This window comes from Pseudomonas sp. ASL7 (genome assembly GCF_056680375.1).
The window spans coordinates 3857203-3874842 of record NZ_CM155279.1; the positions used below are offsets into that span (position 1 = coordinate 3857203).

The following is a 17640-nucleotide window of genomic DNA, read 5'->3' on the forward strand; positions in this document are numbered from 1 at the left end:
GTATTTCAGTCGTGAAGCCTCAGGCGGCTTCACGACTGTCAAATAGTGGCACTATACTGGCGTCATAAAACCAACAGGTGATGCGACATGAGCCAGCCGAAACTTCTCGACACCCCGCTTTATGCCTTGCTGCACAAAGACGACATCACAGGCTTTAACAAGGAACGCCCTGTAGATGGGCCTATCGACATGGTCGGTGGCGACTTCCGTGGGCTGGACCTTCGCGAATTGAATGCTGATGGCGTTGACTTTTCCGATGCCTATTTCCGCTCCGCCGATTTGCGCGGCATCGACTTCAGTCACTCGATTCTGGAAGGCGCAAGCCTGGCTCACGCGCAAATCTCCGGCGCCTACTTTCCGCCAGAGCTGAGTGCCGACGAGATTCTGATGTCGATGAATTTCGGCACACGCCTGCGATATCGCACCCGCTAAAAGCGACCCGTAACGGACAAGTCCGGCGCGCCTGCTCCGCGCTGGACTCTGCGCATTTTTCACCTGAAAGCTGATTCCCGTCCCCTCTGCCTACCCTGTTCATGAACGTTCCCGACGCATCACGGCTTTGCCTCTTAGAAGCGTTTGCGTCGAAACCAACCAAACAATCACGCTTTTCCTACTGATGGCTACACTCCTGAGAAGCTCGCCCACGCTCCGTTCGGCCGTCGCAAGGAGGCTTGATGAATGATGAACTGCAGCACTTGAAGAATCTTGGCAAGACGTCTGCGCAGTGGCTGCATGCCGTGGGCATTCACAGTGCTTCGGACTTGCGTCGCCTGGGGGCGGTGGATGCTTATCGGGCCGTGCGCACGCGCGGGTTTCGAGCATCCAAGGTGTTGTTGTATGCGATCGAAGGCGCGCTGATGGATGTGCATTGGAACGACATCCCCGCCGAGCGCAAGGAAGCCCTGAACAAACAGTTGGACGCTATTTCGTCACGCCACAAGAATTAAACGGGATCGGCTGAACAACCAGATCATTCAGCTCGTTACCCGCAACCAGAGGGTTAAGTCCAATAATTACGGCTTCTGCAGCGAATTGACGGCGCATTTCAAATAAGCCAAAAATCAGCAGTTGACTTGATAATGAGAATCGATATTATTACCGCAACTGGTCGCGAGACTGGTCGATATTTGAAAAGCCCTTGGTTCGGACGCTCAGATATCTCCTCATCAGGCTAATCACGGTTATTTGACCCGGCTCTTGCCGGGTCTTTTTTTGCCCGAGGAAAAGTTATCTTCTTACTTGCCGAACTGCTTGCGCATCTGCGCGCAGTAATCCTGCGCCGGCGTCGAAGGTGTGTACCAAACGTAATCGGCCATGGCTGCCGTGACCTCGCTGCCCTGCTGCGCCAGCATCAACACTGCCGGCGCTTGCGACGCCCCCAGATCCAGCACATGGATCGGCACGCCGACATCTTTTCGCGCATGGTAAGCGCCGGCAAACAGCAAAGAAGGCATGGGGGCCGCGAGCAGACGCTCAGCCATACGCCGATCACGCTGCTGCTGGACCGCCAACATCGCTGGCATTTGTGATTGGGGCAGCAGGCCGCAATGGGACTCACTGACTTGCTTCAGCAATTCGTCCCTGACTGAAGCGCTGTTAGAGCGCGAGCCGCTCAGCGCTGGCGGCTTGGCGTAGACGGTACGGACTTCAAGGGTGTCGAGGTTGGCCGCCAACAGCGGGTACGGCTGAGTCAACGCGAAACGCATGATCGGCCCGTACAAATCCCAGTCCCAACCAGATTGCCAGGCTAATGCACCGGGTAAATCCACCGGTGGTGTCGAAGTGAGACGAACATCATCGACTCGCCGCTGTTGATCCGGCGTGAGCATCTCCAACAGCAGACTGCCTTGGGGTCGCTGCTCAGCCAATGCCTTCAACAACCACAATTGCACTTCATGGTGGTCACGATTGTCATGCTGTTCCCCCACGATCAGCCGCGAAGACTGGGCCAACCGGCCAACCAGTTCCTGTGCCGTCAGTGCCTGCCCGCTGCGCAAGTCCAGAATCTGGCCTGCCACCGGTGGCGGCGCGGACAGGTGCTGGCAAGCACTCAACAACAGCAAGACCAGCATCAAAATCCCTCGCATGGACTCCCCCTCAAAAATTCAGCGGGCGATGATCAGCGGATGCCCGCGCTCCGGGTGCCGCTGTACCAGCACTTCCAGCCCGAACACCGCTTTGAGCGGTTCCGGACGCAACACCTGCTCTGGCGTATCGAGTGCCACCGAACGTCCACCTTCGAGCAACAACAGGCGATCACAATAGCGCGCCGCAAGGTTCAGATCATGCAGGATCACCAGCACTGCCGCGCCACGATCGGCGAACTCGCGCACCGCTTGCAAGGTGATGTGCTGATGCAACGGGTCGAGCATCGACGTCGGTTCATCGAGCAACAACGTCTGCCCCGCCTCACCCGGCCACAACTGCGCAAGCACTCGCGCCAGATGTACCCGCTGACGCTCGCCACCCGACAAGGCCAGATAACTGCGGCCACACAAGTGCCCGGCATCGGCGGCCTGCAATGCAGCCGCGACAATTTCGTCATCGCGGGCTTGACCGCTTTGATAAGGCAAACGGCCCATGCCGACCACTTCTTCCACGCGAAACGCAAAATCCAGCGTCGACACCTGCGGCAACACGGCCAATCGCCGGGCTCGATCTGCCCCGTTCCAACGACTCAACTCGCGCTCATCGAGCCAGACACTGCCTTGATCTGCCTTCAATTCTCCGCACAAGGCACCCAGCAAGGTGCTTTTGCCGGCGCCGTTAGGGCCCAATACGCCAAGGACTTCACCCGGCTTCAGCTCCAGCGTGATACCTGTCAGAACCGTCTTTGTGCCCCGACGGATTTGCAGATTCTGCGTGCGCAACATCAGGCGCGCCTCCGTAGCAACAAAAACAGGAAGAACGGTGCGCCGATAAACGCCGTGACAATCCCGATCGGCAACTCCGCCGGGGCCAGCGCCAGGCGCGCGACCAGATCGGCGAACAACAAGAGACTGGCCCCGGCCAACACCGACGCCGGCAACAACACCCGATGATCGGGGCCCGCCAGCAATCGCACCAAATGAGGCACCACCAGTCCGACAAAACCGATCATTCCCGCTGCCGCCACCGCCGCGCCGACGCCCAGCGCCGTGCAGAACACCAATTCGCGCTTGAGTCCTTCAACGTTGACACCCAGGTGACCGGCCTCCGATTCGCCCAACAACAAGGCGTTCAAGGCCCTGGCCCGGCGCGGCAACCACAGCGCCATACCGGCGGTCACCAGCAACAGCGGCCATAACCGCGAATAGCTGGCACCGTTAAGACTGCCCAGGTTCCAGAACGTCAGTGTGCGAAGCGTCGCGTCATCCGCCAGGTAGGTGAACAGTCCTACCGTCGAACCGGCCAAAGCCGTCAACGCGATACCCGCCAACAGCATGGTCGCGACGTTCGTCTGGCCATTACTGCGCCCCAACCGATAGACCAACGCCGTTACACCCAAGCCGCCGAGAAACGCGCACACCGACAATAAATAAGGTCCGAACGATTCAGGCAAGCCGCCAAACACTGAGCCGCCGACAATCGCAATCGCCGCCCCCAAAGCCGCGCCACTGGAGACGCCCACCAGCCCCGGATCGGCTAGCGGATTACGAAACAACCCCTGCATCGCTACGCCAGACAGCGCCAGCACACCGCCAACCGCCAAACCCAGCAAGGTTCGCGGCAAGCGAATCTGCCCCAGGATCAGTTCAGCCTGCTCCAGCCCGTCGGGCGCAATGGGCAGGCCGACCATGCGCAACGCTGCACGCAAGGTGTCGAGCAACGGCAGGCTGACCGGCCCCAACGCCAACGACAACCAGGTCGCCACCAAACACAGCAGGCTCAGACCAATGAACAACGCACGAGGCTTAACCAGAATGGTCATAGGGCGGTATTGCAATGCGGGTACTCAGGTGCATAAACAGCTTCCTTAAAGGTTTTCCCGCGCATCGAGATGACAGGCCCAGTATCCTTGGTTTCTGACACCTGCTCCCCCGCAGGAAAGAGTGTACATTTGATAATTACTTGCATTTAAACGCCAAGCTCGGACCACGAGCCACGGAACTTGAGGATAGACATGAAGTTGCTTTGTACGGGTGCCGAATTAGCTGATGACAGCAGCCGCGGTTTCGACATCGACGGACAAAAGCTGTTGGCCGTGCGCCGGGGCGGTCAGGTCTATATCTACCTCAACCGCTGCCCGCACCGAGGTGTCGGGCTGGAGTGGACGCCCGACCGGTTTCTTGACCCCAGCAACAGCCTGATCCAGTGCGCGACCCACGGCGCGTTGTTTCTGATCGAGGACGGCGAATGTGTCGCCGGCCCATGCGCCGGGCAATCGCTGACCCGCGTTCCTTGCCACGAAGACGAGCAAGGAATCTGGATCAACCATTAGATCAACACCTCAAGACGCCGATCGACCACCATTTCTTCGTGGCTCAACTGCACGCCATAGGCCAGCACTTCAACGCCGCATGCCACCGCCTCACGCAAGGCTGCCGCGTAAGCTGAGTCGATTTCCTCTGCGGGTCGCACTGCATCGATGCCGCTGAGGTTTACGCAATACAACTGCACGGCGCGAATCCCGCCCCGTGCCAAATGCGCGAGTTCGCGCAAATGCTTGGCCCCGCGCTGCGTGACGGCGTCGGGAAACGCCGCCACCGCTGAAGCATCGAAGCCCAGGGTTACGCTTTTGACTTCTACATAGGCCGGCCCACTCGGGTAGTCGAGACGAAAATCAATGCGGCTGCTTTCCTGACCGTAAGCCACTTCGCGTTTCAACTCGGTAAAGCCGTTCAGCTCAGTGATGACGCCTCCCCGCAGAGCCTCTTCGATCAAGCCGTTGGCACGTCCGGTATTCACGCAAAACAGCCGTCCTTGAGGGGTTTCGCCGACTTCCCAAGTGCCGGGCAATTTGCGCTTGGGGTCATCGGAGCGACTGAACCAGACCTGCCCGCCCTCGACCTGGCAATTGAGCATCGAGCCGGTGTTAGGGCAGTGGATGGTCAGCAACTCGCCGCTAACGGTTTCGATATCGGCGAGAAAACGCTTGTAACGTCGGATCAAGCGACCTTCTTCGAGAGGAGGATGAAAGCGCATCAGCCTTGCCAGCTCTTCAAGCCGCGAGCAATTCTCTCAACGGCTTCCTGCAATCGTGGAAGGCTTTGGGTATAGGCAAAGCGCACGTGATGCCCGGCCTGATAGCGACCGAAGTCCAGGCCCGGGGTAATCGCCACGTGCTCGGTTTCGAGAAAATGTCGGCAGAACGCGAAGGCATCGCCGCCGAACTTGCTGATATCAGCATACAAATAGAACGCGCCTTCCGGTTCCACCGCGATGTTGAATCCCAGCTCACGCAGGGCGGGCAACAGGAAATCCCGACGACGCCCGAACTCGGCCCGACGCTCTTCGAGAATGCTGATCGTCGCGGGCTCGAAACAGGCCAACGCAGCGTGCTGAGCCATGCTCGGGGCGCTTATGTAGAGGTTCTGGGCAAGTTTTTCCAACTCTCCAACCGCCGCCTCCGGGGCCACGAGCCAACCGAGCCGCCACCCGGTCATGCCGAAATACTTAGAGAAACTATTGAGTACAAAAGCGCTGTCATCGACTTCCAGCACGCTGGCCGCCTCGGTGCCGTACGTCAGGCCGTGATAAATCTCGTCCACCACCAAATGGCCGTGGCGCTCCTTGATGGCGCCAGACAGTGCGGCCAATTCGTCGCGGGTCAGAATCGTCCCGGTCGGATTCGCTGGCGACGCCACTAGAGCGCCAACACTGTCGTGATCCCAATGGCGGGCCACCAGGTCCGGGGTCAACTGATAGCGCACGTCCGGACCGACAGGTACAAGCTGCGCCGCGCCTTCGACCAGCCGCAGGAAATGACGATTGCAGGGGTAACCCGGGTCCGCCAGCAGCCAATGTTTGCCGGGGTCCACCAGCAAGGCACTGGCCAGCAGCAACGCGCCAGAACCGCCAGGCGTGATGAGGATGCGCTGCGGATCGATGTTCAACCCATAACGCTGCTGATAGAAGCCCGAAATCGCTTCGCGCAACTCGGGAATGCCACGTGCGGCGGTGTAACGGGTCTTGCCCGCCGTCAGCGCGGCCTGGCCGGCCTGGATGATGGGCTCGGCGGTGGTGAAGTCCGGCTCGCCGATTTCCAGGTGGATCACGTCGTGACCCGCCGCTTGCAATTCATTGGCCCGCGCCAGCAATGCCATGACATGAAATGGTTCGATCGCGCGACTGCGGGCACTGTAGTGCTGGGCCATGGGTCTTCCTTCAACAGGAGAAAAAAGCCGATTCTACCCAAGCGCAGGAACGAGCGAGAACCTAAAGCGGTCAGAGCCGTTATAACCCTGACCACAAACGACTCAAACGAGTGCTCCAGGTTTGACTAAAATCATTAATTGATCAGGTCTCCATCGCCACCAGACAAGGCTTTGCAATCATTTGCAAGCCCCTCGGGCCACTACCTCGACATCCGGGAGTAGCGCGGTCCGATTTGATCTGGTAAGTTCGCCCGCTTGCAGCCGCAGGGCCGGCAGGTGTCGGTGATGGAGCAATCCTGCGCAATGGATTACAAGAGTAGAGGCGGTCTATTTCATGTCCACCCAAGCAAAGCAGCAAAACCAGTCGATCAGCGGCTTCGAACCCTATAAAGAAGTAAAGGGCGAGGAGTACATGGGCAAGCCCATGCGCGCTCACTTCACCAAGATCCTGAACAAGTGGAAACAGGACTTGATGCAGGAAGTCGACCGTACGGTTGATCACATGAAAGACGAAGCGGCCAACTTCCCGGACCCGGCAGACCGTGCCAGCCAGGAAGAAGAATTCAGCCTTGAGCTGCGTGCCCGCGATCGCGAACGCAAGTTGATCAAGAAAATCGACAAGACGCTGCAGCTGATCGAAGACGAAGAGTATGGCTGGTGCGAGTCGTGCGGCGTCGAAATCGGGGTCAAGCGCCTTGAAGCCCGCCCTACCGCCGACATGTGCGTTGACTGCAAGACCCTGGCGGAAATCAAGGAAAAACAAGTCGGCAAGTAACATCGACTTGAACGAAGAACGGAGCGTGCGAACGCTCCGTTTTTGTTTCTGACATTTGCTGATATCTGTTGTGTCTATAAAATCGCCATCACTGTAGGAGCGAGCTTGCTCGCGATGAACCCGAGAACGCCGCGGGGTATCAGGCTTGCAGCGTTATCGTTGACGACCTTCGCGAGCAAGCTCGCTCCTACAGTTGTCTGGCGCAAGCCTGGAAAAAGTAACATTGCCTTCATGACCACCATCGTCTCCCCCACCTACATCGGGCGCTTCGCCCCCACGCCCAGTGGACATCTGCATTTCGGTTCGCTGGTCGCAGCGCTGGCCTCGTACCTCGACGCACGCGCCGTGGGCGGTCGTTGGTTGGTGCGCATGGAAGATCTCGATCCTCCACGGGAAGAGCCCGGCGCTCAGGCGGCTATTCTCAAGGCACTGGAAAGCTATGGTTTCGAGTGGGACGGCGAGATGATTCGCCAGAGCGACCGGCACGATGCCTACGCCGAAGTCCTCAATCGCCTGTTCAATCATGGCCTGGCCTACGCCTGCACCTGTTCGCGCAAACAGCTCGAGCCCTATCACGGCATTTATCCGGGGCTGTGCCGCAATGCCGGTCATGGCACTGAAAACGCGGCGATTCGCCTGCGGGTGCCCGAGCTGGAATACCATTTCATCGACCGGGTCCAGGGCGAGTATCGCCAGCACCTGGGTCGAGAGGTCGGCGATTTCGTGATTCGCCGCCGCGACAGGCTCTACGCCTATCAATTGGCGGTGGTGCTGGACGATGCCTGGCAAGGCATCACTGACATTGTCCGTGGCGCCGACTTGCTCGACTCCACGCCGCGCCAGCTCTACCTGCAAGAATTGCTCGGCCTGCCGCAGCCGCGATATTTGCACATCCCGCTGATTACCCAGCCCGATGGCAACAAGCTCGGTAAATCCTACCGTTCGCCGCCACTGACCGAAGACCAGGCCACGCCTTTGCTGCTGCGCGCATTGCGTGCACTCGGGCAGAATCCGGGCGCCGAACTGACTTACGCAACACCGCAAGAAGTGCTGAACTGGGGCATTGCCCACTGGGATGCGTTGCTGATCCCCCGCACACTGAACCTGCCCGAAGCGCAACTGCAGTGAACATGCTTGCAGTGGCGCGCCCATCCGTTACCATCGCCGCACGTTTTCGGGCACGCGCATAAAAAGAGAGGCCGGGATGTACATCTATCGCTTGGTCCTGCTCCTGGTAGTGGGGATTTACCTGTTCTCCCCGGCCATCATGGATTGGTGGATCGACGCCACTGGCGCCTGGTATCGCCCTTATCTGCTCTGGCTGATTCTGATCGTCGTGACCTTCATCCTGCAGAGCCAAAAAGATGCCGATGAGCTTTAGCCTGACCCAGATGATCCTGATCAGCGCCGCGTACCTGGCGGTGCTGTTCGGCGTAGCCTGGATCAGTGAACGGGGCATGATCCCCCGGGCGATCATTCGCCACCCCCTGACGTACACCCTGTCGCTGGGTGTTTACGCCAGTGCCTGGGCGTTTTACGGCACGGTGGGGCTGGCTTATCAATATGGCTATGGCTTCCTGTCCAGCTACCTCGGGGTTTCCGGGGCATTTCTGCTGGCGCCGGTTTTGCTGTATCCGATTCTGAAGATCACCCGTACGTATCAGCTGTCGTCCCTGGCTGACCTGTTCGCGTTTCGATTCCGCAGCACCTGGGCTGGCGCACTGACCACGATCTTCATGTTGATCGGCGTACTGCCGTTGCTGGCCCTGCAAATTCAAGCCGTCGCCGACTCCATCGGCATTCTCACCCGTGAACCCGTGCAACATCGCGTGGCCCTGAGCTTTTGCGCGCTGATTACACTGTTCACGATTTTCTTCGGTTCCCGCCACATCGCTACCCGCGAGAAACACGAAGGCCTGGTGTTCGCGATTGCCTTCGAATCGGTGATCAAACTGATCGCCATCGGCGGGGTCGGCCTGTATGCCCTTTATGGCGTGTTCGACGGCCCGCAACAGCTGGAAGTCTGGCTGTTGCAAAACCAGACAGCCCTCGCTGCCCTGCACACACCGTTGCAGGAAGGCCCATGGCGCACGCTGTTGCTGGTGTTCTTCGCTTCCGCGATCGTGATGCCGCACATGTACCACATGACGTTCACCGAAAACCTCAACCCGCGCTCGCTGGTCAGTGCGAGCTGGGGCTTGCCGCTGTTCCTGCTGCTGATGAGTCTGGCAGTGCCGCTGATTCTCTGGGCCGGCCTGAAGCTGGGTGCCACCACCAATCCGGAATATTTCACCCTGGGTGTTGGCATCGCCGCCAACAGCAAGGCCCTGGCGCTCTTGGCCTATGTCGGTGGACTGTCGGCAGCCAGCGGCCTGATCATCGTGACCACCCTGGCATTGTCCGGCATGGCGCTGAACCACTTGGTGCTGCCGCTTTATCAGCCCCCGGCCGAAGGCAATATCTACCGCTGGTTGAAGTGGACCCGCCGGGCGCTGATCGTCGCGATCATCATGGCCGGCTACGGCTTCTATCTGCTGCTGGGCGCCGAACAGGATTTGGCTAACCTGGGGATCGTCGCCTTCGTCGCCACCCTGCAATTTTTACCCGGCGTGTTGTCTGTCCTGTATTGGCCGACCGCCAACCGCCGAGGCTTCATCGCCGGGTTGCTGGCGGGGATTCTGGTATGGCTGGTGACCATGCTACTGCCGCTGGTGAGCAATCTGCAGGGCTTCTATATTCCACTGCTGAACATGATCTACGTGCTGGACGACACCAGTTGGCACATGGCGGCGATCGCATCGCTGGCCGCCAACGTGCTGATGTTCACCCTGATCTCGCTGTTCACCAATGCCAGCACCGAAGAAGCCAGCGCCGCCGAAGCCTGCGCAGTGGATAACGTGCGTCGCCCGCAACGCCGCGAATTGCACGCGGCATCGCCACAGGAATTCGCCACGCAACTGGCTAAACCTTTGGGCGCCAAGGCTGCTCAGAAAGAAGTCGAACAGGCCTTGCGTGATCTTTATCTGCCATTCGACGAGCGTCGGCCTTACGCCTTGCGCCGTTTGCGCGACCGGATCGAAGCCAACCTCTCCGGCCTTATGGGGCCGAGCGTGGCCCAGGACATGGTGGAGACGTTCCTGCCGTACAAGGCGGGCGGCGAAAACTACGTGACTGAAGACATCCACTTCATCGAAAGTCGCCTTGAAGACTACCACTCACGCCTCACCGGCCTGGCTGCCGAACTTGACGCCCTGCGCCGCTATCACCGCCAGACCCTGCAGGAATTGCCGATGGGCGTGTGCTCGCTGGCCAAGGATCAGGAAATCCTCATGTGGAACAAAGCCATGGAGGAATTGACCGGAATTGCCGCGCAACGCGTGGTCGGCTCGCGCCTGAGCACCATTGCCGATCCGTGGAAAGAACTGCTGCAAGGTTTCATCAACCTGCCGGACGAACACTTGCACAAACAGCACTTGGCCCTCGATGGCCAGACCCGCTGGCTGAACCTGCACAAAGCAGCGATCGATGAACCGCTTGCACCGGGCAATAGCGGCTTGGTGTTGCTGGTGGAAGACCTGACCGAAACGCAGATGCTCGAAGACAAACTGGTGCACTCCGAGCGGCTGGCCAGCATTGGCCGACTCGCCGCCGGCGTAGCCCATGAAATCGGCAACCCGATCACCGGCATCGCTTGCCTCGCGCAAAACCTGCGCGAAGAGCGCGAAGAAGACAGCGAACTCAAGGAAATCAGCGGACAGATCCTCGAGCAGACAAAACGCGTATCGCGCATCGTTCAATCGCTGATGAGTTTCGCCCACGCGGGCAGTCATCAGCACAGTGATGAGCCCGTCTGTCTGGCGGAGGTGGCCCAGGATGCCATCGGCCTGCTGGCCCTGAACCGACGCAATTTCGAAGTGCAGTTCTACAACCTGTGCGACCCCGATCACTGGGTCGAAGGCGATCCGCAGCGCCTCGCCCAAGTGTTGATCAACCTGCTCTCAAACGCCCGTGATGCCTCGCCTCCCGGCAGTGCAGTGCGCGTCAAAAGCGAAGCCGGCGAGCACACCGTCGACCTGATCGTGGAAGACGAAGGCAGCGGCATTCCGAAGAACATCATGGATAGATTGTTCGAACCTTTCTTCACCACCAAGGACCCCGGCGAAGGCACCGGTCTGGGCCTTGCACTGGTCTATTCCATCGTTGAAGAGCATTATGGACAAATCACCATCGACAGCCCGGCTGATGTTCAAAGCCAACGCGGCACCCGTATCCGGGTGACCTTGCCGCGTCATGTCGAAGCGACGTCCGCTGTGAACTGAGACCGTCGAGAGTATCGAATCAATGCCGCACATTTTGATCGTCGAAGACGAAACAATTATCCGCTCCGCCTTGCGCCGCCTGCTGGAACGTAACCAGTACCAGGTCAGCGAAGCCGGTTCAGTGCAGGAAGCACAAGAACGCTTCACTATTCCCACGTTCGACCTGATCGTCAGCGACCTGCGCCTGCCTGGCGCACCGGGTACCGAGCTGATCAAGCTCGGCCAGGGCACGCCGGTGCTGATCATGACCAGCTACGCAAGCCTGCGTTCTGCCGTCGACTCCATGAAGATGGGCGCGGTGGATTACATCGCCAAGCCTTTCGATCACGACGAAATGCTCCAGGCCGTCGCGCGAATCCTTCGTGACCGGCAATCGGTGCCAGCCAGTGGCGAACCGCTCACTGGCAAAGCGGCCAATGGCGCGGCGAAGCCGGGTGTCGATAACAGCAACGGCGAAATCGGCATCATCGGCTCCTGCCCTCCGATGCAGGACCTGTACAGCAAGATCCGCAAAGTCGCACCGACCGATTCCAATGTCCTGATCCAGGGCGAATCCGGCACCGGTAAAGAGCTGGTGGCGCGCGCCCTGCACAACCTGTCCAAACGCGCCAAGGCGCCGATGATTTCGGTGAACTGCGCGGCCATTCCGGAAAGCCTGATCGAGTCCGAACTGTTCGGCCACGAAAAGGGCGCGTTCACGGGCGCCAGCGCCGGGCGTGCAGGCTTGGTGGAAGCTGCGGACGGCGGCACCTTGTTCCTCGACGAAATCGGCGAACTGCCACTGGAAGCCCAGGCTCGCCTGCTGCGCGTGCTGCAGGAAGGTGAAATTCGCCGGGTCGGCTCGGTTCAGTCGCAGAAAGTCGATGTACGCCTGATTGCCGCCACTCACCGGGACCTCAAGAGCCTGGCGAAGATCGGTCAGTTCCGTGAAGACCTTTATTACCGTCTCCACGTTATCGCCCTGAAACTGCCGGCCTTGCGCGAGCGTGGTGCCGACGTCAACGAAATTGCCAATGCCTTCCTGGCGCGACAAAGCGCGCGGGTGAACCGCACCGACCTGAAGTTTGCCCCGGATGCCGAGCAGGCGATTCGTCATTACACCTGGCCGGGGAACGTTCGTGAGCTGGAGAACGCCGTCGAGCGCGCCGTCATCCTGTGCGAGAGCCCGGAGATTTCCGCCGAGCTGCTGGGTATCGACATCGAACTGAGCGATCTGGAAGACGACGACTTCATCGGCCTGGCGCCGCAACAGGGCACCAACGCCGGCAACACCAGCCATGAACCGACCGAAGACCTGTCGCTGGAAGACTACTTCCAGCACTTCGTACTCGAACATCAGGACCACATGACCGAAACCGAGCTCGCACGCAAACTCGGGGTCAGTCGCAAATGCCTGTGGGAGCGCCGTCAACGCCTGGGCATTCCACGGCGCAAGACCGGGGTGGCCAGCGAGAGCTGAACCGCGCCTGTCTGACCCGTGGGTAACACGTGACATTGTGAAAAAACTGTTACCTCAGCTTTTTCACGTAACAGAAGCCGGGGCTTACGGTAACGAAGCCCCGGCTTTTTTTGGCCCTCAGCAAGGCCAGCAAACGACCTAACCCCTTGTTTTATTGGGGTTTGCAAAAGTTGGCACGCACCCTGCTATATGTTTAGTACAAGAACAATAACAAGCAATGTACAAGACAATAAAAATAAGACGTATCGACTCACGCACAATAAAAACAAGACGGCGAGAGGCGCAGCTAACTGATTCTTTTGGAGAGGCGTTGTATTTGGGGCTTGCCCCACGACCAGGCCGAGAACAACAAAAAACTGTCTTAAGACAGAGCCTGAACTGGTTGGATCGCAAGATCACTGCAGCACAGCGACCAAAGCAATCCGTTTGCTCTTGGCTCCCGATTGGGAGGGTCATGAAGGAAAAGCTTCATGACGTGGGCACTTAACAAAAACAAAAAGCCCGAAACCAATAATAAAAATAGAGCATGCAACTACTTCTTGGGGAGCTTCGGCTCCCCTTGTGGTTTCTGCGGTTCGCAAAACCTGCTTATCTGTAGGAGCGAGCTTGCTCGCGAAAGACGTGAACGATAATGCGTAAAACCAGATGCCCTGCGCTTCCAGTGGTTTTTTCGCGAGCAAGCTCGCTCCTACAGCTTGCGACTCACAGCTCATATCTGCTGTGTCCTACACCATCCCCCGACTAAATGCTAGAATCCCCGCCCATCATGCGGTCATTCTTCGTTATGGCCGAACATTCCTTCAAACAGTGCATCCCATGCTGAAGAAGCTGTTCCAGTCATTCCGTTCTCCCAAGCGTCATACGCAACACATTCGCAGTACGCCTGAAGTGCTCAACAGCGGCCAACATTCGCTGCAAAAGGCACAATTCAGCCGTTATGCGGTGAACATCGTCGAACGCCTGCAGAACGCCGGTTACCAGGCTTATCTGGTGGGCGGTTGCGTGCGCGACATGCTGTTGGGCATCACGCCAAAAGATTTCGACGTCGCCACCAGCGCCACACCTGAACAGGTTCGAGCCGAATTCCGCAACGCGCGGATCATCGGCCGCCGCTTCAAGTTGGTGCACATCCACTTTGGCCGCGAAATCATTGAAGTCGCGACCTTTCGCGCCAATCACCCGCAAAACGATGAAGAGGAAGACAGCAACCAGTCTTCTCGCAACGAGAGTGGGCGCATCCTGCGTGATAACGTCTACGGCACGCTGGAAGAAGACGCGCAACGTCGCGACTTCACCATCAACGCCCTGTATTACGATCCGGTCAGCGAGCGCATTCTCGACTACGCCAACGGCGTGCACGACATCCGCAATCACCTGATCCGGTTGATCGGCGATCCGAAGCAACGTTACCAGGAAGACCCGGTACGGATGTTGCGGGCGGTGCGTTTTGCCGCCAAGCTGAATTTCGGTATCGAAAAGCACAGCGCCCTGCCGATCCGCGAACTGGCACCGATGCTGCGCGAGATCCCATCGGCACGCCTGTTCGAGGAAGTGCTCAAGCTGTTCCTCTCCGGCCATGCCGCAGACACCTTCGAGATGTTGGTGGACCTGCAATTGTTCGATCCGCTGTTCCCGGCCAGTGCCGAGGCGCTGGAATACAACCCGACGTACACCCACACTCTGATCAGCGAAGCCCTGATCAATACTGACTTGCGGATCAAGCAGAACAAACCGGTGACCCCGGCGTTCCTGTTCGCGGCCCTGCTCTGGCCTGCCTTGCCGGCTCGGGTGCTGCGTCTGCAAGAACGCGGCATGCCGCCGATTCCAGCGATGCAGGAAGCGGCGCACGAACTGATTGCCGAACAATGCCAGCGCATTGCGATCCCAAAACGCTTCACCATGCCGATCCGCGAAATCTGGGACATGCAGGAGCGTCTGCCACGCCGCAGCGGCAAGCGTGCCGACCTGTTGCTGGACAACCCACGGTTCCGCGCCGGCTATGACTTCCTGCTGCTGCGCGAAAGCGCGGGCGAGCAGACCGATGGCCTGGGCGAATGGTGGACGGATTACCAGGATGCCAACGACAGCGAGCGTCGCGACATGATCCGCGACCTCAGCGGTAAGGAAGACGGCACTGGCGCGCCACGCAAACGTCGTCGCAGTGGTGGCGCCAAGCGCAAACGCGCAGCCGGCGCACCGAGTGCTACGGGCGAATAATCCATGGAGCGCATCTACATCGGCATGGGCAGCAATCTGGCTGACCCCGCCGAACAATTGCGCAGCGCCGTCGAGGCGCTGGCCCGCTTGCCGCAGACCGAACTGGTCGGGGTTTCCGCGTTTTATCAAAGCGACTCGCTGCTGCCTGGCCAACCGCGCTATACCAACGCGGTCGCTGCGCTCGACAGCACGCTGGCTCCGCTGGAGCTGCTTGATGCATTGCAAGCCATCGAGAACGAACAGGGCCGCGAACGCCTTCAGCGCTGGGGGCCACGCACGCTTGATCTCGATATTGTGTTGTTTGGTGACCGGCTGATCGACGAGCCCCGCCTCAAGGTTCCTCACTACCACCTGCAGGAACGCGCCTTCGTGCTGTATCCGCTGGCCGAACTGGCACCTGTGGAGTTGCGGCTGGCTGATGGTCGCCGCCTGAAGGAATTACTCGCAGCCTGCCCGTTCGTCGGCCTGGAGCGCCTCACTCCGGCTTAACGCAAATCCCCTGTGGGAGCGAGCCTGCTCGCGATAGCGATCTTGCAGTCACCATCATCGTTACATAGCAGACCGCCATCGCGAGCAAGCTCGCTCCCACACAGGGTTTTGTGTCGAACACAAGATCGGCATCTGCTGAAACGCATCAGTTACCCCGGTAACACACCACGCGTAACAATGCGGTAACACACACAATTGACTTCCAGAGGTCTCCTCACGACTATAGGCGTCCCGCTGCCGCCAACACGGCGTTGAAGGGCGCGATCCAGGCCTTAAAAGCGCGACAACAGACCGTGCGCCTGTATTTAACGAAGAATCACGCGCGTTACTCGCAGTAGTTTTCATAGCGCCTGAATGAGGAACTTTTCATGCCAGCCATCACCCTGACCACCCTGCAAGGTATCAAGCAAAAAGGTGAAAAAATCACCATGCTGACCTGCTATGACGCAACCTTCGCCCATGCCTGCAACGAGGCTGGTGTCGAAGTGCTGCTGGTGGGCGACTCTCTCGGCATGGTTTTGCAAGGTCACGACAGCACCCTGCCGGTCACGACCGCTGAGATGGCTTACCACGTGGCAGCCGTCAAACGCGGCAATACTGACGCGTTGATCCTCGCCGACCTTCCGTTCATGGCCTATGCCACCACCGAACAAGCCATGACCAACAGTGCCCTGTTGATGCAGGCCGGTGCGCATATGGTCAAGATTGAAGGCGCACTTTGGCTGGCGGACTCGATCCGCCTGCTGGCCGAGCGCGGTATTCCGGTGTGCGTGCACATGGGCCTGACGCCGCAATCGGTGAACATCCTCGGCGGCTATAAAGTCCAGGGCCGCAATGAAAACCAGGCGCGGCAAATGCGTGCCGACGCAATCTCCCTGGAACAGGCCGGCGCTGCGATGCTGTTGCTCGAGTGCGTGCCCAGCGAACTGGCCGAAGAGATCACCCAGGCGGTAAAAATCCCGGTGATTGGAATCGGCGCCGGCAACGCTACTGACGGCCAGGTACTGGTCTTGCACGACATGCTCGGCCTGTCCATCACCGGGCGCGTACCGAAATTCGTAAAAAACTTCATGGCGGGCCAGGAAAGCATTCACGCGGCTTTGAGTGCCTACGTCACTGAAGTCAAAGCCGCGACTTTCCCAGGCATCGAACACGGATTTTCTGCATGAATACCGTAAAAACCGTACGCGAACTGCGGGCCGCCGTGGCCCGAGCCCGCGGCGAAGGCAAACGCATCGGCTTTGTGCCGACCATGGGCAACCTGCACAGCGGCCACGTCGCGCTGATTACCAAAGCCACCCAACGGGTGGATTTCGTGGTCGCGAGCATTTTCGTCAACCCGCTTCAGTTTGGCGTCGGCGAAGACCTCGACAAGTACCCGCGAACCCTCGCTGCCGATCAGGAGAAACTGCTCCAGGCCGGTTGCCACTTGCTGTTTGCACCATCCGTCGAAGAAATGTACCCCGACGGCATGGCCGGCCAGACCCGCGTCAGCGTGCCGCAACTGTCCGAAGGCCTGTGCGGCGCCAGCCGTCCGGGGCACTTCGAAGGTGTGGCGACGGTGGTCAGCAAGCTGTTCAACATGGTCCAGCCGGACCTGGCGATCTTCGGCCAGAAAGACTTCCAGCAACTGGCCGTGATCCGCGCCCTGGTGCATGACCTCAACATGCCCATCCAGATCATCGGCGAACCGACAGTGCGTGCGCCCGATGGCCTCGCACTGTCGTCGCGCAATGGCTTCCTCAGCGAAGAGCAGCGTGCTGTTGCGCCAGCTGTGTATCGGACTCTCACCCAGATGGCCGATGCCATCAAACAGGGTGAGCGCGATTATCCGGCGTTGATCGGCGCGCAAATCAAGCAGCTTGAAACGGCTGGCTTGCGTCCGGATTACCTGGAAATCCGTCATGCCCTGACATTGCGTCCGGCGACGGCGGAGGATCGGGATCTGGTGATTCTGGTGGCGGCGTTCCTGGGCACCACGCGGTTGATCGACAACCTGCACCTGAATCTCGACACCCCGAGCTAAACATTACAAGACCTTGTGGGAGCGAGACCGGCTTGCCGGCGAAAGCGGTGGATCAGTCG

Annotated in this window: 18 protein-coding genes; 12 read left to right on the forward strand and 6 right to left on the reverse strand. The window is 59.3% G+C overall.

Annotated elements, in window-relative coordinates; all coding sequences use genetic code 11:
• The first annotated feature begins 87 nt into the window (after positions 1 to 87).
• Positions 88 to 432 (forward strand): pentapeptide repeat-containing protein, encoded by a 345-nt coding sequence (locus AC1MDT_RS17795; RefSeq protein WP_480418315.1) that lies wholly within the window; start codon positions 88 to 90, stop codon positions 430 to 432.
• A gap of 242 nt (positions 433 to 674) precedes the next feature.
• Entirely contained in the window at positions 675 to 947 is a 273-nt protein-coding gene (locus AC1MDT_RS17800) for a TfoX/Sxy family protein (RefSeq protein ID WP_009050884.1), read from the forward strand.
• Between the two features lie 288 nt (positions 948 to 1235).
• On the opposite strand, the gene AC1MDT_RS17805 is transcribed toward AC1MDT_RS17800, so the two are convergent.
• From AC1MDT_RS17805 to AC1MDT_RS17815, 3 genes are read right to left on the reverse strand one after another with little or no spacing between them, the layout of a single operon-like run.
• Positions 1236 to 2087: a ChaN family lipoprotein gene (locus tag AC1MDT_RS17805; RefSeq protein ID WP_480418316.1), complete on the reverse strand. Its 852-nt coding sequence runs from the start codon at positions 2085 to 2087 to the stop codon at positions 1236 to 1238.
• A gap of 18 nt (positions 2088 to 2105) precedes the next feature.
• Complete coding sequence (locus AC1MDT_RS17810; protein WP_480418317.1) at positions 2106 to 2873, reverse strand: heme ABC transporter ATP-binding protein; 768 nt, start codon at positions 2871 to 2873, stop codon at positions 2106 to 2108.
• Positions 2873 to 3856: a FecCD family ABC transporter permease gene (locus AC1MDT_RS17815; RefSeq protein WP_480422825.1), complete on the reverse strand. Its 984-nt coding sequence runs from the start codon at positions 3854 to 3856 to the stop codon at positions 2873 to 2875. Before AC1MDT_RS17815 ends, AC1MDT_RS17810 begins: the two co-directional genes overlap by 1 nt.
• Before the next feature lie 246 nt (positions 3857 to 4102).
• Between AC1MDT_RS17815 and AC1MDT_RS17820 the strand changes: the two genes are divergently transcribed.
• On the forward strand, positions 4103 to 4420 hold the full coding sequence (locus AC1MDT_RS17820) for a Rieske (2Fe-2S) protein (RefSeq protein ID WP_480418318.1): 318 nt from the start codon (positions 4103 to 4105) through the stop codon (positions 4418 to 4420).
• Here the strand turns inward: AC1MDT_RS17820 and sfsA are convergent.
• Together sfsA and AC1MDT_RS17830 are read right to left on the reverse strand one after the other, a co-directional pair.
• Positions 4417 to 5124, reverse strand: a complete 708-nt coding sequence (gene sfsA / locus AC1MDT_RS17825; RefSeq protein WP_480418319.1) for a DNA/RNA nuclease SfsA — start codon at positions 5122 to 5124, stop codon at positions 4417 to 4419. The two genes, AC1MDT_RS17820 and sfsA, sit on opposite strands and share 4 nt — an antisense overlap.
• Positions 5124 to 6296, reverse strand: coding sequence for a pyridoxal phosphate-dependent aminotransferase (locus AC1MDT_RS17830; protein ID WP_480418320.1), 1173 nt, complete (start codon positions 6294 to 6296; stop codon positions 5124 to 5126). The genes sfsA and AC1MDT_RS17830 overlap by 1 nt, the downstream gene beginning before the upstream one ends.
• 334 nt (positions 6297 to 6630) lie before the next feature.
• On the opposite strand from AC1MDT_RS17830, the gene dksA reads away from it, so the two are divergent.
• The 5 genes from dksA to AC1MDT_RS17855 all read left to right on the forward strand — a co-directional run bounded on the left by dksA (position 6631) and on the right by AC1MDT_RS17855 (position 12849).
• Positions 6631 to 7071 (forward strand): RNA polymerase-binding protein DksA, encoded by a 441-nt coding sequence (gene dksA / locus AC1MDT_RS17835; RefSeq protein ID WP_090179905.1) that lies wholly within the window; start codon positions 6631 to 6633, stop codon positions 7069 to 7071.
• 231 nt (positions 7072 to 7302) lie between these two features.
• Positions 7303 to 8199 (forward strand): tRNA glutamyl-Q(34) synthetase GluQRS, encoded by an 897-nt coding sequence (gluQRS, locus tag AC1MDT_RS17840; RefSeq protein ID WP_480418321.1) that lies wholly within the window; start codon positions 7303 to 7305, stop codon positions 8197 to 8199.
• Positions 8200 to 8275: 76 nt separating this feature from the next.
• Positions 8276 to 8452 (forward strand): hypothetical protein, encoded by a 177-nt coding sequence (locus AC1MDT_RS17845; protein ID WP_003176118.1) that lies wholly within the window; start codon positions 8276 to 8278, stop codon positions 8450 to 8452.
• Positions 8436 to 11390 (forward strand): sensor histidine kinase, encoded by a 2955-nt coding sequence (locus AC1MDT_RS17850; protein ID WP_414907590.1) that lies wholly within the window; start codon positions 8436 to 8438, stop codon positions 11388 to 11390. The genes AC1MDT_RS17845 and AC1MDT_RS17850 overlap by 17 nt, the downstream gene beginning before the upstream one ends.
• 22 nt (positions 11391 to 11412) lie before the next feature.
• A complete protein-coding gene (locus AC1MDT_RS17855) occupies positions 11413 to 12849 on the forward strand; it encodes a sigma-54-dependent transcriptional regulator (protein ID WP_480418322.1) in 1437 nt (478 codons plus the stop codon).
• A 452-nt stretch (positions 12850 to 13301) separates the two neighbouring features.
• On the opposite strand, the gene AC1MDT_RS17860 is transcribed toward AC1MDT_RS17855, so the two are convergent.
• Entirely contained in the window at positions 13302 to 13529 is a 228-nt protein-coding gene (locus tag AC1MDT_RS17860; protein WP_480418323.1) for a hypothetical protein, read from the reverse strand.
• A gap of 136 nt (positions 13530 to 13665) precedes the next feature.
• Here AC1MDT_RS17860 and AC1MDT_RS17865 point away from each other — a divergent pair, with 136 nt between their 5' ends.
• The 4 genes from AC1MDT_RS17865 (at position 13666) to panC (ending at position 17581) form a co-directional block, all read left to right on the forward strand.
• Positions 13666 to 15066, forward strand: coding sequence for a polynucleotide adenylyltransferase PcnB (locus AC1MDT_RS17865; protein WP_480418324.1), 1401 nt, complete (start codon positions 13666 to 13668; stop codon positions 15064 to 15066).
• A 3-nt stretch (positions 15067 to 15069) separates the two neighbouring features.
• The gene (gene folK, locus AC1MDT_RS17870; RefSeq protein WP_480418325.1) at positions 15070 to 15555 is read left to right on the forward strand and encodes a 2-amino-4-hydroxy-6-hydroxymethyldihydropteridine diphosphokinase; all 486 of its coding nucleotides are present in this window, start codon (positions 15070 to 15072) and stop codon (positions 15553 to 15555) included.
• Between the two features lie 368 nt (positions 15556 to 15923).
• Positions 15924 to 16724: a 3-methyl-2-oxobutanoate hydroxymethyltransferase gene (gene panB, locus AC1MDT_RS17875; RefSeq protein ID WP_480418326.1), complete on the forward strand. Its 801-nt coding sequence runs from the start codon at positions 15924 to 15926 to the stop codon at positions 16722 to 16724.
• Positions 16721 to 17581 (forward strand): pantoate--beta-alanine ligase, encoded by an 861-nt coding sequence (gene panC, locus AC1MDT_RS17880; protein ID WP_480418327.1) that lies wholly within the window; start codon positions 16721 to 16723, stop codon positions 17579 to 17581. The genes panB and panC overlap by 4 nt, the downstream gene beginning before the upstream one ends.
• Positions 17582 to 17640 lie beyond the last annotated feature (59 nt).

Coding starts and splice junctions, on each gene's coding strand:
- AC1MDT_RS17805 (WP_480418316.1), bottom strand. CDS start 2,087: ATGCGAGGGATTTTGATGCTGGTCTTGCTGTTGTTGAGTGCTTGCCAG.
- AC1MDT_RS17820 (WP_480418318.1), top strand. CDS start 4,103: ATGAAGTTGCTTTGTACGGGTGCCGAATTAGCTGATGACAGCAGCCGC.
- AC1MDT_RS17850 (WP_414907590.1), top strand. CDS start 8,436: ATGCCGATGAGCTTTAGCCTGACCCAGATGATCCTGATCAGCGCCGCG.
- AC1MDT_RS17810 (WP_480418317.1), bottom strand. CDS start 2,873: ATGTTGCGCACGCAGAATCTGCAAATCCGTCGGGGCACAAAGACGGTT.
- gluQRS (WP_480418321.1), top strand. CDS start 7,303: ATGACCACCATCGTCTCCCCCACCTACATCGGGCGCTTCGCCCCCACG.
- AC1MDT_RS17800 (WP_009050884.1), top strand. CDS start 675: ATGAATGATGAACTGCAGCACTTGAAGAATCTTGGCAAGACGTCTGCG.
- panB (WP_480418326.1), top strand. CDS start 15,924: ATGCCAGCCATCACCCTGACCACCCTGCAAGGTATCAAGCAAAAAGGT.
- panC (WP_480418327.1), top strand. CDS start 16,721: ATGAATACCGTAAAAACCGTACGCGAACTGCGGGCCGCCGTGGCCCGA.
- AC1MDT_RS17845 (WP_003176118.1), top strand. CDS start 8,276: ATGTACATCTATCGCTTGGTCCTGCTCCTGGTAGTGGGGATTTACCTG.
- AC1MDT_RS17795 (WP_480418315.1), top strand. CDS start 88: ATGAGCCAGCCGAAACTTCTCGACACCCCGCTTTATGCCTTGCTGCAC.
- AC1MDT_RS17830 (WP_480418320.1), bottom strand. CDS start 6,296: ATGGCCCAGCACTACAGTGCCCGCAGTCGCGCGATCGAACCATTTCAT.
- AC1MDT_RS17855 (WP_480418322.1), top strand. CDS start 11,413: ATGCCGCACATTTTGATCGTCGAAGACGAAACAATTATCCGCTCCGCC.
- AC1MDT_RS17865 (WP_480418324.1), top strand. CDS start 13,666: ATGCTGAAGAAGCTGTTCCAGTCATTCCGTTCTCCCAAGCGTCATACG.
- sfsA (WP_480418319.1), bottom strand. CDS start 5,124: ATGCGCTTTCATCCTCCTCTCGAAGAAGGTCGCTTGATCCGACGTTAC.
- folK (WP_480418325.1), top strand. CDS start 15,070: ATGGAGCGCATCTACATCGGCATGGGCAGCAATCTGGCTGACCCCGCC.
- dksA (WP_090179905.1), top strand. CDS start 6,631: ATGTCCACCCAAGCAAAGCAGCAAAACCAGTCGATCAGCGGCTTCGAA.